This is a genomic window from Burkholderia sp. BCC1972 (genome assembly GCF_905339605.1).
Classification (GTDB): domain Bacteria; phylum Pseudomonadota; class Gammaproteobacteria; order Burkholderiales; family Burkholderiaceae; genus Burkholderia.
On the sequence record NZ_CAJPGH010000001.1, the window covers coordinates 155,759 to 172,161 of the forward strand.

At 71.1% G+C, this 16,403-nt stretch carries 10 protein-coding genes; 1 reads left to right on the forward strand and 9 read right to left on the reverse strand.

The genetic code is table 11. From position 1 onward, the window contains the following. Nucleotides 1–8: 8 nt before the first annotated feature. The 9 genes from glgX to U5798_RS00795 form a co-directional block, all read right to left on the reverse strand. Nucleotides 9–2,123 carry a glycogen debranching protein GlgX gene (gene glgX / locus U5798_RS00755; protein WP_124452525.1) on the reverse strand — a complete coding sequence of 705 codons (2,115 nt, stop codon included), beginning with the start codon at nucleotides 2,121–2,123 and terminating at the stop codon, nucleotides 9–11. Between the two features lie 32 nt (nucleotides 2,124–2,155). After that, nucleotides 2,156–4,363: a 1,4-alpha-glucan branching protein GlgB gene (gene glgB, locus U5798_RS00760; RefSeq protein ID WP_124452527.1), complete on the reverse strand. Its 2,208-nt coding sequence runs from the start codon at nucleotides 4,361–4,363 to the stop codon at nucleotides 2,156–2,158. Next, on the reverse strand, nucleotides 4,360–7,770 hold the full coding sequence (gene treS, locus U5798_RS00765; RefSeq protein WP_124452776.1) for a maltose alpha-D-glucosyltransferase: 3,411 nt from the start codon (nucleotides 7,768–7,770) through the stop codon (nucleotides 4,360–4,362). Before treS ends, glgB begins: the two co-directional genes overlap by 4 nt. Next, nucleotides 7,770–11,162 carry a maltotransferase domain-containing protein gene (locus U5798_RS00770; protein ID WP_322080860.1) on the reverse strand — a complete coding sequence of 1,131 codons (3,393 nt, stop codon included), beginning with the start codon at nucleotides 11,160–11,162 and terminating at the stop codon, nucleotides 7,770–7,772. Before U5798_RS00770 ends, treS begins: the two co-directional genes overlap by 1 nt. A gap of 149 nt (nucleotides 11,163–11,311) precedes the next feature. After that, nucleotides 11,312–11,800, reverse strand: coding sequence for a phage protein NinX family protein (locus U5798_RS00775; protein ID WP_124452531.1), 489 nt, complete (start codon nucleotides 11,798–11,800; stop codon nucleotides 11,312–11,314). A 27-nt stretch (nucleotides 11,801–11,827) separates the two neighbouring features. Beyond that, nucleotides 11,828–12,628 (reverse strand): endonuclease/exonuclease/phosphatase family protein, encoded by an 801-nt coding sequence (locus U5798_RS00780; RefSeq protein ID WP_124452533.1) that lies wholly within the window; start codon nucleotides 12,626–12,628, stop codon nucleotides 11,828–11,830. Continuing rightward, complete coding sequence (locus tag U5798_RS00785; protein WP_322080861.1) at nucleotides 12,619–14,817, reverse strand: VTT domain-containing protein; 2,199 nt, start codon at nucleotides 14,815–14,817, stop codon at nucleotides 12,619–12,621. Before U5798_RS00785 ends, U5798_RS00780 begins: the two co-directional genes overlap by 10 nt. After that, entirely contained in the window at nucleotides 14,814–15,152 is a 339-nt protein-coding gene (locus U5798_RS00790) for a hypothetical protein (protein WP_322080862.1), read from the reverse strand. The genes U5798_RS00785 and U5798_RS00790 overlap by 4 nt, the downstream gene beginning before the upstream one ends. Then, nucleotides 15,149–15,844 (reverse strand): MgtC/SapB family protein, encoded by a 696-nt coding sequence (locus U5798_RS00795; RefSeq protein WP_124452539.1) that lies wholly within the window; start codon nucleotides 15,842–15,844, stop codon nucleotides 15,149–15,151. Before U5798_RS00795 ends, U5798_RS00790 begins: the two co-directional genes overlap by 4 nt. Before the next feature lie 176 nt (nucleotides 15,845–16,020). Between U5798_RS00795 and U5798_RS00800 the strand changes: the two genes are divergently transcribed. Further along, nucleotides 16,021–16,263 (forward strand): DUF6566 family protein, encoded by a 243-nt coding sequence (locus U5798_RS00800; protein ID WP_124452541.1) that lies wholly within the window; start codon nucleotides 16,021–16,023, stop codon nucleotides 16,261–16,263. Nucleotides 16,264–16,403: the final 140 nt, after the last annotated feature.

Below are 16,403 nucleotides of genomic sequence, written 5' to 3' on the forward strand. Positions count from 1 at the left end.
GGCGGTCCTCACGAAGGCGGATCGGGCGGCACGGCCGCGACCGCGATCGCGGCCGCGTGCGCGGCGACGTCGAGACCGGCTTCCGGCCACGAGCGCGGGCCCGAGTCGGGCGTCGCGGTGTCGAGCAGGATCCGGTAATCGAGCACGGGCGCGGGCGGCATGAACGTGATGGTGCCGGCCGACGCGTTCAGCATCACGAGCAAGGCCTCGGTGCGCCCGGTGCGGCCGGTGCCGACGCGCCGCATCGTCAGCGCGCGGCGTTCGCCGTCTTCCCACGCGGGCACGGTGAGCGCGTCGCCGCGTTCGTCGAACCAGTCGATCTCGCGCATGCCCGGCGCGCCGTCGCGGTCGCCCGACGGATAGCGCGGCGCCGACATCACCGGATACATGCGCCGCAGTGCCGCGAGCCGCGACACGAAGCGCGTCATCGCCACGCCGTCGTCGCTGCGGGCCTGGTCCCAGTCGAGCCACGACAGTTCGTTATCCTGGCAATACGCGTTGTTGTTGCCTTGCTGCGTGCGGCCGAATTCGTCGCCGGCCACGAGCATCGGCGTGCCGAGCGCGGTAAACAGCGTCGCGAGCATCGAGCGTGCGACGCGCGCACGCACCGCACGGATCTTCGCGTCGTCGGTCGGCCCTTCGACGCCCCAGTTCGCGCTGCAGTTGTCGTCGTGGCCGTCGCGGTTGTCCTCGCCGTTCGCCTCGTTGTGCTTGCCCGCATACGACACGAGGTCGGCGAGCGTGAAGCCGTCGTGCGCGGTGATGAAATTGATCGATGCCCACGTGCGGCGCCGGCCGTGATTGAACAGGTCGGCCGAGCCCGACAGCCGCGCGGCCAGTTCCGGGCGCTGTCCGGCATCGCCGCGCCAGAAGCGCCGTACGGTGTCGCGAAACCGGTCGTTCCATTCGGCGAAGCCGGGCGGATGGCGGCCGAGCTGATAGCCGCCGGGGCCGAGATCCCACGGTTCGGTGATCAGCTTGCGCTGCGCGAGCACGGGGTCCTGCCGCAACGCATCGAAGAACCCCGCGCCGGGCTCGAAGCCGTGATCCTCGCGGCCGAGCGTCACGCCGAGATCGAAGCGGAAGCCGTCGATGTTGAACGCGGTCGCCCAGTAGCGCAGCGAGTCCATCACCATCTGCACGACGCGCGGATGCGACAGGTTCAGCGTGTTGCCGCAGCCGGTTTCGTCGACGTGGTAACGCGGATCGTCGGGCCGCAGCCGGTAGTAGCTCGCGTTGTCGAGGCCGCGCCACGACAGCGTGGGCCCGAGCTGATTGCCTTCGCACGTGTGGTTGTAGACCACGTCGAGCACGACCTCGATGCCGGCCGCATGGAGCTGGCGGACCGCGATGCGCATTTCGTCGAGCCGCCGCGTCGTGAGATACGACGGCTCCGGCGCGAAGAACGCGGCCGTGTCATAGCCCCAGTAGTTGCGCAGCCCGCGTTTCACCTGCTCGCGCTGTTGCAGGAACGCGTGGATCGGCAGCAGCTCGACCGTCGTCACGCCGATCGACAGCAGGTGATCGACGAACGCGGGATGCGCGAGCGACGCGAACGTGCCGCGCTCCGGCACGCGCAACCCGGCGCGCCGCATCGACGCGCCGCGTACGTGGGTCTCGTAGATCACCGTGTTGCGCCACGGCACGTCCGGGCGGCGGTCGTTGCTCCAGTCGAACGCTTCGTCGACGACCACGGCTTTCGGCATCGCCGGCGCCGAATCGCGGCGGTCCATCGACAGGTCCGCGCGATTCGAATGGACGCGATAGCCGAACAGCGCGTCCGACCAGCGGAACTGGCCGACCAGCTTGCGTGCATACGGGTCGAGCAGCAGCTTGGTCGGATTGAAGCGGTGGCCGTGCTGCGGCTGGTACGGGCCGTCCGCGCGAAACCCGTACACGGTGCCCGGATGCGCGTTGGGCAGGTAGCCGTGCCACACCTCGTCGGTGCATTCGGGCAGGTCCAGGCGCGCGAGTTCCTTGCGGCCGGTCGGATCGAACACGCACAGCTGGATGCGCTGCGCGTGCGCGGAGAACACCGCGAAGTTGGTCCCGAGGCCGTCCCAGGTCGCGCCGAGCGGATAGCAGCGGCCGGATTCGAGACGGGCGGGCAGGGCGGTCGGCATGGGGCGAACCTCCGTGTCGAGGGCACAGGAAATCAAGCGGGCGTCAGCCATAGCGTCGCGAGCGGCGGCAGGCGCAGCAGCGCCGACCACGCCTCGCCGTGCGCGGGCACGGCCTCGGCCCACACGGCGCCGTCGTTGCCGGCGTTGGTGCCGCCGTACGGCGCGGCATCGGTGTTCATCAGTTCGCGCCAGTGGCCGGGCGCGGGCAGCCCGAGACGGTAGCCGGCGCGCGGCACCGGCGTGAAGTTGCAGACGGCCACGACCAGGTGCCCGGCATCGTCGCGGCGCGCGAACGCGAACACGCTGTTGTCGCGGTCGTCGCCGATCAGCCAGGAGAATCCGGCCGCGTGGCAGTCGAGCGCATGCAGTGCCGGTTCCGCCGCATACGTGCGGTTCAGGTCGCGCACGAGCCGCTGCACGCCGCGATGGGCCGGTGCGTCGAGCAGGTCCCAGTGCGGCGTCGCATCGTGCGCGAACTCGGCCCATTGCGCGAATTCGCTGCCCATGAACAGCAGCTTCTTGCCGGGGTGCGCCCACATGAAGCCGAAGTACGCGCGCAGCGTCGCGAGCCGCTGCCACGCGTCGCCCGGCATCTTCGCGACGAGCGAGCCCTTGCCGTGCACGACCTCGTCGTGCGACAGCGGCAGCACGAAGCGCTCCGAGAATGCGTAGACGAGCCCGAACGTCATCCGGTCGTGGTGATAGCGGCGGTGGATCGGATCCTCGTGCAGGTATGCGAGCGTGTCGTGCATCCACCCCATGTTCCACTTGAAGTCGAAGCCGAGGCCGCCGTCACCGGTCGGTGCGGTGACGCCCGGCCACGCGGTCGACTCCTCCGCGACGGTGACGACGCCGGCCGGCGCGGCCGCACCGTGCAGCGTGTCGTTCAGCAGGCGCAGGAACGCGACCGATTCGAGGTTTTCGCGGCCGCCGTGCACGTTCGGCACCCATTCGCCTTCCTTGCGCGAATAGTCGCGGTACAGCATCGACGCGACCGCGTCGACGCGGATGCCGTCGACGTGATAGCGGCGCGCCCACGCGAGCGCCGACGCGACGAGGAACGCACCGACCTCGGTGCGCCCGACGTTGAACACGCAGGTGTTCCAGTCGGGGTGCATCCCTTCGCGCGGATCGGCGTGCTCGTACAGCGCGCTGCCGTCGAATTGCGCGAGCCCGTGCGCATCGTTCGGGAAGTGCGCGGGCACCCAGTCGACGATCACGCCGATGCCGGCTGCATGCGCGCGATCGACGAACCGCGCGAAACCGTCGACCGGGCCGAAGCGCGCGGACGGCGCGAACTGCGCGAGCGGCTGGTAGCCCCACGAGCCGCCGAACGGGTATTCGGCGATCGGCATGAACTCGACGTGCGTGAAACCCATCCCCTTCACGTACGGAATCAGCCGCTCGGCCATCTCGTCCCACGTCGCGCTGCGGTTCATCTCCTCGGGCACGCGCTGCCACGACTCCGGATGCACTTCATAGATCGACCACGGCACGCGGTAGCGGTCGACGCGAGGCCGTGCGTGCATCCAGCCGTCGTCGTGCCACGCGAAGGCGTCGAGCGCCGCGACGTCGGCGACCACCGACGCCGTGCGCGGCGGCGCCTCGGTCGCGCGTGCGCACGGATCGGCCTTGTGCGGCAGCACGCGCCCGTCGGCCGCGCGCAGCTCGTACTTGTAGCACTCGCCCGCACCGATGCCCGGCACGAACAGCTCCCATACGCCCGATGGCCGCCGCAGCCGCATCGGATGGCGGCGACCGTCCCACGCGTTGAAGTCGCCGACCACCGACACGCGCTGCGCGGTCGGCGCCCAGATCGCGAAACGCACGCCGTCGGCGCCGTCGATGCGCATCGGCGTCGCGCCGAGGCAGTCGAGCACGGCGCTCGGGTCGCCGGCCGAGAAGCGCCCGAGCGCCGCTTCGTCGAGCAGCGTGCCGAACGCGTACGCGTCGTCGATCACCTGCCGCGCGTCCGGCCAGTCGACCGCGAGCAGGTAATGCGGCACGCCGCCGTCGTGCGCGATCGTCCCGGCGAAGCAGCCGGCGCGATCGACGCATGCGAGCGCGCCGAGTTCGTCGCCGTCGGGCGACAGCGCACGCACGCGTTCGGCGCCCGGCAGCAGCGCGCGCACGACGAGCCGGTCGTCCTGCCCGTGCGGGCCGAGGCAGGCGAACGGATCGGGATGGCGGCCGGCGAGCAGCGCGTCGATATCGGCGCGTTCGAACAGCGTGTCGGTCATGGGGTTCCTCCGTCTTCGGGCAGGCCGTTGTCGCCGAGCAGGCGCTCGACCAGCGCCGCGAGGCCGCCGACCGGCACGCTCAGCCAGTCGGGCCGGTTCGCCGCTTCGTAGCACAGCTCGTACGACGCCTTGTCGATCAGGAACAGCGCGAGCAGGCGATCGGCATAGCGCGGATCGACGAAGCGCGCGGGTGCGAGGTCGGCGGCCGCACGATAGCACTCGACGAAGCGGTCGGCGGCGGCCTGCCCGAAGCGGTCGAACAGCGCGCGCTTGCGGCCGGCCGCCTGCGGCGGCGCCTTCTCGATCGCGAACTGCGCGGTCGCGCTGACATACGACAGCGAGCGCAGCAGGCCGGCCACGTCGCGCAGCGGATGCGACTTCGCGCGGCGGTGCTCGAGCGGGCGCGCCGGTTCGCCCTCGAAGTCGATCAGCAGCGCGTCGCCCTGCACGTCGAGCACCTGGCCGAGATGGAAATCGCCGTGAATCCGCATGCATTGCGCGTCGAGCGTGCGCGGCACGAGTTCGCCGAGCGCCACTACGGCGGCGTCGCGCGACGCGAGCAGCGTGTCGGCCGCTGCGCGCATCGCGGGGTCGAGCGCATCGAGCCGCGTGTGCAGCACGTCGAGCGCGCGCTCGAACGACGCGATCGCATCCGCGCACCAGCCGTCGACGTGGTCGGGCGTGGCCTGCTCCGGTGCGAACGCGGGATCGCCGGACGGCTGCGCGAGCGCGACGTGCAACTGGCCGAGCCGCGTGCCGACGATGCCCGCGAACGCTGCATAGCCGAGCAGCGCGTCGGGTTCGTCGGCCGCGTCGGCCGCTTCGTCGTCGTCCGCGGCCGGCAACGCGAGCTCGTCGACCGCCCGCCGCAGGAAGTCGAACGAGCGTGTCCACGCGTCGCCCTGGTTGTCGACGTAGCGCTGCAGGATCGCGACCGTGTGCGGCGTGCCGTCCGGATCGACGTGCACGACTTCGCCGGCCAGCGTCGCGGTGTTCGCATAGCCGATGCGCGTCAGGTGTCGGCTCATTTCCGCTTCCGGATGAATGCCGTGCGCGACCTTGCGCACCAGCTTCAGCACGATCGTGTCACCGATCACGAGCGAGCTGTTGCTCTGCTCGGCCGCGAGCCAGCGTACTTCCGCATCGTCGCCGGGATCGAGCGCGGCGAGCGCGTCTTCCGGCAGGAAGGTGAGCCGGCCGCCGTCGGCGGTCGGCACCGTCGCGCCGTCGCGCAGCTTGCGCAGCATCCCGCGCGCGAATGCCGGCAGCGCGAACGCGTCGGTCAGGTAGCCGACCGTGTGGCCGCGCCGCACGCGCGCGAGCGCGAGCTGCGCGAACAGCGGATGGGACGTCTCGCCGCCCCACGCGGCCGCGAGCGGCACGACATAGCGTTCGACGTCGCCGTCGCTTGCGGACACCCACGCTTCCGCGTACTGGAACGGCTCGTCCGGAATCGGCGTGACGACGTTCAGCCACGCGTCGCCGATCGCGCGATCCTTCGACGCGAACCAGCGCCGCCGTGCGAGCCACGACGCGAGCGCGTCGTGCGCGAGCGCATGCAGTTGCGACACGTCCGGCCGCGTATCGCCGCGCCGCATCACGAGCGTCACGTATTCGGGCAGCGGCTCCGCATGCGGCTGCCGCCAAGACGGTTCGCGGCCATGCTCGGCGAGCACGAACCACAGGAACCCGTATGGCGGGAAGGTGAGCAGATACGGGAGCTGGCCGATCGGCGGAAACGGCGAATCGGACGTCATCTCGATCGGCACGCGGCCCGCGAATTCGGACAGGTCGAGTTCGACCGCCTGCGACGCGCGCGACAGGTTCGCGACGCACAGCACCGGCTCGTGGCCGTCGAGCTCGCGCAGGTACGCGAGCACCTTGCGGTTCTCCGGGCGCAGGAAGCGGATCGTGCCGCGCCCGAACGCCTGCGACGCGCGGCGCGTCGCGAGGATGCGCCGCGTCCAGTTCAGCAGCGAATGCGGGTCGCGCGTCTGCGCCTCGACGTTGATCGCGTCATAGCCGTACAGCGAGCCCATCACCGGCGGCAGCACGAGCAGTTCGGGGTCGGCGCGCGAGAAGCCGCCGTTGCGGTCCGACGACCACTGCATCGGCGTGCGCACGCCGTCGCGATCGCCGAGGTGGATGTTGTCGCCCATCCCGAGCTCGTCGCCGTAGTAGATCACCGGCGTGCCGGGCATCGACAGCAGCAGCGAGTTGATCAGCTCGATCCGGCGCCGGTCGCGCTCCATCAGCGGCGCGAGCCGGCGCCGGATGCCGAGGTTCAGCCGCGCGCGGCGGTCGCTCGCATAGGTCTGCCACAGCAGGTCGCGCTCCGAATCGGTGACCATCTCGAGCGTCAGCTCGTCGTGGTTGCGCAGGAACACGGCCCACTGGTTGCTCGGCGCGAGCGCCGGCGTCTGCCGCATGATGTCGAGGATCGGGAAGCGGTCCTCGCTCGCGATCGACATGTAGATGCGCGGCATCAGCGGGAAGTGGAACGCCATGTGGCATTCGTCCTCGTTGCCGAAGTATTCCTGCACGTCTTCCGGCCACTGGTTCGCTTCCGCGAGCAGCATCCGGTTCGGGTACTCGGCGTCGATCGTCGCGCGAATCCGTTTCAGGATCGCATGCGTCTCGGGCAGGTTCTCGTTGTTCGTGCCTTCGCGCTCGACCAGGTACGGCACCGCGTCGAGCCGCAGCCCGTCGATGCCGAGGTCGAGCCAGAAGCGCATCACCTGGATCACTTCGCGCACCACGGCCGGATTGTCGAAGTTCAGGTCGGGCTGGTGCGAGTAGAAGCGGTGCCAGTAATACTGGCCGGCCACCGGATCGTGAGTCCAGTTGGACGTCTCCGTATCGAGGAAGATGATTCGCGTACCCGCGTATTTCGTGTCGGTATCGGACCACACGTAGTAGTCGCGATGCGTGGAGCCCGGCTTCGCACGGCGCGCGCGCTGGAACCACGGATGCTGGTCCGACGTGTGGTTGATCACCAGCTCGGCGATCACGCGGATGCCGCGCGCATGCGCTTCGCGGATGAAGCGCCGCACGTCGGCGAGCGTGCCGTAGTCGGGATGCACGTCGCGGTAGTCGGCGATGTCGTAGCCGTCGTCGCGGCGCGGCGACGGGTAGAACGGCAGCAGCCAGATCGTGTCGACGCCGAGTTCGGCGATGTAGTCGAGCTTCGCGATCAGGCCGGGGAAATCGCCGATGCCGTCGTTGTTCGAGTCGTAGAACGACTTCACGTGCACCTGGTAGATGATCGCGTCCTTGTACCACAGCGGATCGTCCGCGCAGAGCGCAGGTTCGCGGCGGCGCGCGCGGCGCCGGCGCGGCGTGCCGGCCGGCGCGAGCGACGGAAACTGCGCGCGGCGCACGTCGTCGAGGGAATCTTCGCGTTTCATCATCCGTGGGCTCCCGAGGCATGTCGGGCGTCGTCCGGTGCGGGCGCCGCCGACCGCGCGGCGTCCGGCGACGGCATGAGCCGCCAGATTGCGTAAGGCCGCACGTGCGGATCGAGCGACACGTACTGGCGATGGCCGCGCCAGGTCTGCGCATGCGCGGCGTCCTGTTCGAGTGCGTCGAGCGGTTCGCCGTCGACGAGCCCGAAGCCGCGCCACAGCGCCGCGTCGAGCGTGAAGTTCGCGGCCTGCGGATGCCACGGGTCGAGGCTGATCGCGACGGCGACCACGCTGTCGAACGCCGGCGTCGCCTTCATGAACACGAGCACCGAATCGTTGTCCGCGTCGACGAACGTGAGGCCGAGGTGCGTCTGCAGCGCCGCGTGATCGCGCCGCGCACGGTTCAGCCGCGCGACTTCGGCGCCGATATGCGCGGCCTTGCTCCAGTCGCGCGCGCGCAGCTCGTATTTCTCGGCGTTCGCATATTCCTCGCTGTCCGGCAGCGGCGCCGATTCGCCGAGTTCGAAACCCGAGTACAGGCCCCACGAGCCGGCCAGCGTCGCCGCGAGCGCCGCGCGGATCACGAACTGCGAGCGCGGCGCGTTCTGCAGGTGGCGCGGGTTGATGTCGGGCGTGTTGACGAAGAAGTTCGGCCGGAAGAACTCGCGCGCGGGGCCGGTCGTCAGCTCGGTCAGGTAGTCGATGAAGTCGCGCTTCGACTCGCGCCACGTGAAGTACGTGTACGACTGCGAGAAGCCGACCTTCGCGAGGCGATACATCATCCCCGGCCGCGTGAACGCCTCGGACAGGAACACGACGTCCGGATGCCGGCCGCGCACGTCGTCGATCATCCACGCCCAGAACGGCAGCGGCTTCGTGTGCGGGTTGTCGACGCGGAAGATCCGCACGCCCGCATCGACCCAGAACAGCACCGCGTCGCGCAGCGCGAGCCACAGGCCGGGCAGCGCGTCCGGCGCGTAGAAATCGGGGTTCACGATGTCCTGGTAGCGCTTCGGCGGATTCTCCGCGAAGCGCAGCGAGCCGTCGGGCCGCCACGCGAACCAGCCGGGATGCGCGGCGAGCCATGGATGGTCGGGCGAGCACTGGATCGCGAAATCGAGCGCGATCTCGAGCCCGTGGAGGCGTGCGGCAGCGACGAGCGCGTGAAACGAGTCGAGCGTGCCGAGCTGCGGATGCACGGCCGTGTGGCCGCCGTCGGGCGAACCGATCGCATACGGGCTGCCGACGTCGTCGGGGCCGGCGTTCAGGCTGTTGTTGCGTCCCTTGCGCGCGGCCGTGCCGATCGGGTGGATCGGCGGGAAGTACAGCACGTCGAAACCCATGTCGCGGATGCGCGGCAAATGCGCGATCACGTCGTCGAACGTGCCGTGCCGGTGCGGATCGTCGCTGGCCGAGCGCGGAAACATCTCGTACCAGCTCGAGAAGCGCGCCGCGCGGCGCTCGACGTCGACCGGGTAGGCCGTGTCGTCATGCGTGACGAACGGGCGGTAGCGCAGCGCCGCGAACGCGTCGGCGAGCGGCGGGGCGCCGAGCAGCGCGAGTCGCGCATCGGCCGGCGCATCCGTGAATTCGGCGACGAGGCGCTCCATCCGCGGGACCGCGCGCGGGTCGGCCGGCTCGGCGCGCTTGAGCGCGGCCGCGAGCAGCAACTGCGCCTCGCGCAGTTCGAGCGTCACGTCCTGGCCGGCTGCGTGCTTCTTCGTGACGTCGTCGACGAGCGACGCCCAGTCGTCGCGCCATGCGATCACGCGGAATTCATGCCGGCCGAGCCGGTCGAGCGTGACACGCGCGTGCCAGCGGTCGTTCGGCTCGGCTTCGAACGGCACTTCGCGCCAGGTGTCTTCATCTTCCGCGCGCCACTGGAGCGCGGCCGCGAGGTGCGCATGGCCGTCCGTGAAGATCGACGCCCGCACGACGAGCGGTTCGCCGATCACGCGCTTGACCGCGAAGCGGCCGCCGTCGACCGACGGCTCGACGCGCTCGATCGCGATCCGGTCGGCCGCGAGCGCGGCGGACAGCGCGCCGCGCTCGCGCGACGCGTCGGGACGGGTCGTGACAGCGGGCGCACGCCACGCGTGCAGCAGCGCGTAGGCGCCGGGTTCGAGCGTAAATGGTGCGAGCGCGGCCGGCGGATGCGTTTGCGCACCGTCTTGCGTGACGACACGCGTGAAGCCGCCGGGCACGCCCGGCAGGATCGTTGCAGGGTCGACCGGCGCCGGCGCGTCGAGCGCGGGATTCAGCGCGATCAGCAGCGCGGCTTCGTCGTGTTCGAGCGACGGGCCCGTGCCGCGCAGCAGCACGGTCGCGGCCGCGCCCGGCGCGCTCAGTTGCGCGATCTCGCCGCGCGCCGCGGCGACGGGCGTCGCGCGGCGCCATGCGTTGGCATCGGCGAGCGCGCCCGACAGGTCGAAACGGCCGTGGTCGAACGCGGCGCGGTAGCGCCCGGCATCGGCGTCGCGCGCCATCAGCGGCACCGTGACGCCGCGCTCGAAGCCCATCGGTACGAGCCAGCCGGTGCCGACGGCCGCGGCCGTCCACAGCGCGCGGCGATACGCGCGGGCGACGGTGTCGTCCGATGCGTCGGGCCAGTCGTCGGCGAGACGCGGGCCGTCCGGTGCATCGGGGAAGGCGATCGGCGAGCCGATGCGCCGCAGCAGCCGGTGTTCGTCCGCGAACCACGGCGCGTGCAGGTCCCACCAGCGCACCGACGAAAACACCGCGTCGAACCCGGCAGCCTCGAGCTGCGCGAGCGCGTCGCGCGCATGGCCGGGCACGCCCGCGAGCACCGCGACGTCGGGGCGCGCGCGGCGCAGCGCCGCCCGCCAGCCCGGCCACCAGCCGGCCGGCAGATGATGCGGCGCATCGATCAGGAAACCAGCCGCGCCCGCATCGGCGAACGTGGCGAGGTGCGCGCACCACCATGCCGACAGCGCGTCGCGCGCCGCTTCGTCGCCGACGTTCGCGTGGGCGAGATCCAGCGCGTGCGCGGTGCCGCGCGGGTCGATCAGCGCGTCGTCGTGCGTGCGCTCGACGTACCAGTCCGGATGCTCGGCGCGCAGCGGGTTGTCGCGTGCGATGCGGTCGGGCACGACTTCGAGCAGCAGGCGCAGCCCGTGGCCGTGCGCGAGCTGTGCGAGCCGCGAGAAGGTTTCGAGTGCGCTCGCACGCGTCGCGAACGATTGGGCCGGCCGCCGGAAATCGGCCACGTGGCGCGGAAAGCCGGCGGCGCTCGCAGCCCAGAAGGCGCCGACGAGCACATGATCGAAGCCCATGCCCGCGATGTGCGCGAACGTCTGAGGCCACGCGTCGAGCGGCCCGACGAGGCGGGCGTCGCAGAAATAGAGGTGCGGAGCGAAGGTCGGCGTCGAGTCCATGGCGTGGCGCGGGCGGGTAGCGGCGATCGGTGATCCCGGTGCGCCGCAACGCGCGTGCCTGCCGCGTGGCGTTCCGTGCAGCAAGGGGCGGGCCGGATCCCGGTGAATGGGGACTGTCGTTTTTACATGCGCATGGCAGCCGCGCGTACTCACATCCGCGGTATCGAGCGGATATCCGTGCTGTCGCCTGCGGCGCGATCGTCGTCCGGCTCGGGCAGCGGTGCGCCGGGGTCGTAGCGCACCACGGCGCCGTGTTCGATCCGGTGCGAGAACGGCGGCGGCGCATCGACCGTGTCGCCGAAGCGCGCACGCACGAACGCGCGCAGCAGCGCCACGCGCGCATCGTGGCCGTGGGCGCCGCACGTCGACGGCCCGTCGACGAAGGTCGCGTCGCACTCGACGTCGTTGCCGTGGCGGGTGATCCGCAGGTCGTCGACACGGTCGAGCACCGTGCACGCGTCGGCCCACGACGTCGACGGCGCGAATGGCGCATCGACGTGCCGGAACGCGTCGCAGGCGGCCGTCACGACGACGGTCGGCGCGACGGCCGTGAAGCGCAGCGTGTCTTCGTCATCCGCGCACAGCGCGCGGGCGCACCAGTAATCGAGATCCTTTCCGTCGAGGGCGTCGGTTTGCATGGTGACTCCGCCGAATCGTAAAAGGACTCACTGCGCAAGCAACGTACCCGCCGCGGGCGTCGAGGGCGGCGCGCGCATCCGCGCGACCAGCGGATAGTGGTCGGAAGCATGCCGTGCCCGCACGCTGCGGTGCACGACCACGTCGATCAGCCACTCGCCCGGGTGGATCCAGATCCGGTCCAGCGAGAACACCGGGCATACGGTCGGGAACGTGCGCGGCGCCGGTGCGCGCCGGAACCGCGTGACGAGCGCTTGCAGTGCACGGCCGCGCACGAACCACTCGTTGATGTCGCCCAGCAGGATCACCGGCATCGCGCCCGTGTCGAAGGCCGCGAGCAGCCGCTGCACCTGCGCGCTGCGTTCGCTTGCCGACAGCCCGAGATGGGTCGCGACCACGCGGATCGTGCCCGCGTCGCAATCGATGTCGGCGTCGAGCGCGCCGCGCGGCTCGCGCTGGTGGAACGACAGGTCGAGCGTGCGCGCCGCGCGGATCGGGCAGCGCGACAGCACCGCGTTGCCGTAGCGGCGCTCCGGCGTGTCGATCGTCGGGCCGGCGACCGCATGCATGCCGGTCGCGTCGCGCAGGTGGGCGAGCACGTCGGGTGCGCGCGTGCCGCCGAGCGGTACTTCCTGCAGGGCGATCACGTCCGCGTCGAGTTCATCGATCACCGCGGCGATCCGGTCGGCCGCGCGCGCCGGCCATGCGCCGTAGCCGCCACGAATGTTGTAGGTCGCGATCCGCAAGTCGCGCCCGCCCGGCGCGGCGGCGGGCGCGCCGTCGGCGACGGCGATTTCCGGCGGCGGCGCCGCGTGTGAGCTCAGCGCCATCGTCGCAGCACCCTGACGAGCAGGATCGACACGCCGACCAGCGCGAGGCCGATCGCGGCGAGCCACGCAAACGCCGCGGGCCGCGGATGACCGAGCGCGGCCGTCAACTGGTGCGCGAACGTGACGGTCAGCACAATGCCGGGCAGCATCCCGATCGCCGTGCCGACCAGGAAGTCGCGCAAGCCGATGTGCGACGCACCGGCGACGAGGTTCACGACCGCGAACGGCGCGATCGGCAGCAATCGCAGCACGGCCATCGCGAGCACGCCGCGCCGGCCGATGTGTTCGCTCAGCCGGTTCGCGCGCGCGCCGGCCAGCCGGCGCACCGCGTCGCGCCCGAGCCAGCGGCCGAGCCCGTAGGTCGCGGCGGCGGCCGCCATCGTGCCGATCGCCGCATAGGCGAAGCCCGGCCACGCGCCGAACACGAGCCCCGTCACCGCGATCAGCAGCGTGATCGGCACCGCGAAGGTCGCGGCGATCACGTAGCCGGCCAGCAGCAGCACCGGTGCGGCAGGCAGTTGCGCGACGCCGGCTGCCGCATGCGACAGCGACGCGACGTTGACGCGTTCGCCGAGCGGCGTGAAGCGCCACGCGAGCGCGAGTGCGGCGACGAGCAGCACGGCCGTGCCGAGCACGAAAAAGCGCGCGGTGAGCGGGCGATGGCGGTCGCGCGGCACGAATTCGCGGACGAAGCGGTCCGGTTCGATCGGCTGCTCCGGGTCGAGCCGCGCGCTGACCGGCACGAGCGCGTCGAGCTGCGGCGCGACGGCCGGATCGAGCGTGCGCAGCGTGCGGCCGGGCTTCGCGCGCAGCCGGTCGAGCACGGCATTCGGTCGTTCGGCGCCCGCCAGCGCATCGGCCACGACCGCGGGCGCCGTACCGAGATGCTCGGCCAGCAGCCGTGCACGCATGCCGGCGATCGACGCGCGAATGCGTGTATCGCCGGCCGCGACGAGCGCGATGCAGCATTCGGTGTCGAGCAGCATCGAACGGTTGTTCAGGTTCGCACTGCCGATCACGATGCATTCGTCGTCGACGATCGCGAGCTTGCTGTGCACGTTCACGCATGCGTCGCCGAGCCCGTCGACGTGCGGATACAGCAGCCGGTAGCGACCGAAGCGGTCGGCCGCTACAAGCGTCGCGTGCAGCCGCGCGCGCAGCACGCCCATCGTCGCTTCCTGCAGCCAGCCGCTCTGCACGCGCGGTGCGACAACCGTCACGTCCGGCCCGTGCGCGTCGGCGAGGCGCGCGGAGAGCGTCTCGCGCACCACTGCCGCGGTGAAGTACTGGTTCTCGACATACAGGTGCCGGCGTGCGGCGCGGATCGTGTCCTCGACGAGCGCGCGCACCTGCCGCACCGGCGCGCGGCCGCTGTGGCGCGGGGCCGTATAGGCGATGCCGAGCCGCACGTCGCGCACGTCGACGCGTGTCCCGGGCGGCCAGGGATCGTCGCCGTCCGGCCGGTCGAGATGGCGCTGCGCGCGGATCGCGATCCGGCGCCCGCATGCCTGCAGCCAGCGCGCGCGGGCCTGCTCGCCGATCGCGGCGGCCGCGTCGCCGTCGAACATCGCCTGCACGTCGTGGAACGGTGCGTACGGCATCCCATCCTCGTCATGGCGGCGCGGGTCGCCGGCTGCGTGCGCGGGCGTGTCCCGGCGCGCACGCGTCAGGTCCAGGCCGCCGACGAACGCGAGCCGGTCGTCGATCACGACGAGCTTCTGGTGATGCGACGCGCCGCGCGGATGCGTGCCGTCGAGCCGGAACACGATGCCGCGATGCGCGCGCCAGCCGGCGCGGTACACGGGCGGCCAGTCGCGCTCCAGCGCGTAGATCATCGCGAAGTCCCACGCGAGCACGTAGATGCGCAGGTTGTGGCGTGCTTCGGCAAGGGCATGCAGGAATGCCGCGAGCGTGTCGGGCAGCGTGTCGTCGGGGCCGCCGCGCGCGAGTCGCATCCGGCTGTCGACGTCCCAGCCGACGATGAACACCGTATGGCGCGCGCGCAGCAGCGCGGCGCGCAGTGTCGAGAAGTATGCGTCGCCGTCGACGAGCATCGTGAAGCGGTCCGCGTGACGGATTGCGTCGCAGTTGCGACCGCGTTCGAGCAGGCCGTGCCGCGGCGGGCCGTCCGCCGGCGCGGTGTCGAGCCGGTGGTCGTCGGCGCGGGTCGCGTGATCCGGCAAGATCATCGGGCGCCGACGTCCCGGTCGCCGTCGATTCGCTGCAACAGCGCGTCGCAGCGCGCACGCAGCGCCTGCAGTTCCGGTGAATCGGCATCGAGCCGTACGCGCTTGCCGCTGCCGGGGTCGCCTGACGCGATCGCGATGTCGTAGATGCCTTGCGCGATCGTCGCCGACGCGTTCGCGATCCGGATCCGCTCGAGCCATCCGCATTCGGCGTGATGGCACGCGAGCCATGCGCGCTGCGCGTTCACGAGCTGGCGGGGGGTGAGCCATGCGCTTGACCGCATGCGCGTGGCCAGCTGGCTCGTCACGAGATACGAGAGCAGGTCGGTGCGGGTCACGCGAGGCTCCTTGACGCGTTGTCGGGTTGGCAGGTTCGTACGCCGGCGATGTTCTGCAGCGTCTCGCAGATCGCGGCGAATTCCGGTCCGCTCGTGCGCGAGAAGGACACCGAAATGTCGTCGGTGTCGGGATCGTCGTCAGACTGCTGGACGATGAACCGTTTCACGCGCACGCGGCCGGGGCCGAGCGCTTCGTGCAGCGTGCCGAGCGTGAGGCCGCCGCGCTCGGCCACGAGCTGCAGCGTGCGCTGCTGGCGCTGGGCGATGAAGCGGCGTTCGAGCGGCTTCACGCCCGCGAGGATCGCGAGCACGATCGCCGTCGCGCCGATCGACGCCAGGTACATGCCGCCGCCCGTGGCAAGGCCGACGCCGGCCACCGCCCACAGGCTCGCGGCCGTCGTCAGCCCGCGCACGACTTCGCCGCGCAGCAGGATCGAGCCGGCACCGAGAAAGCCGATGCCCGACACCACCTGCGCCGCGACCCGCGACGGATCGAGCACGACGCCGTTTTGCCCGCGCACGTCCTCGAAGCCGAATGTCGACACCAGCATCACGAGCGCGGAGCCCACGCATACGAGCATGTGCGTGCGCAGCCCGGCGGCCCAGTTCAGGCGCTCGCGTTCGAGCCCGATGACGCTGCCGAGCAGTGCGGCCAGCAGCAGGCGTCCAAGCAGTTCGAGATGGCCGATCATGATGTGCACTCCTTCCCGCACGCGCGTGGCGGCGCGGCGGCGATTCGATGCACCAAGGGGACGCAAGCCGCGTGCCGGCCGGGCACGGCGCGTGCGCACAAGGCCTACGGTGTGCGCGGCAACCATGCGGCGCGCATTTTTTGCATCGGAATCGCAGATAAGGACAGGAGGCCACCGTGCAACATCAACAGGATGCGCAGGTTCGGGACCCATATCGCGGTCACGAGATTCTCGTCTGGGCGCGGCGCGACGAAAGCGGCGCATGGCGCGACGAGGTGCAGGTGTATGTGGACGGCGCACGCATCGAGCTGTACGTGCCCGAGCCGGCCGGCCCCGAATGGCTGACCGAGGTGGAGGCGCTGCGCGCGGGTGTCGAGCGCGGCCGCTATCTGATCGACAAGCGCGTGGATGACGACTGACCGGCGTGGCGCTTGCGGCGACGGGCCTTCGTCTTTGCATGTCGGCCCGCGCTGGGAGGAACCGAGGAGCGATCCGCGCACCTTTCATGTTTGGCGCTACGACCCCGAACGTGACATGTAGCCATTCCTGCAGCGCTACG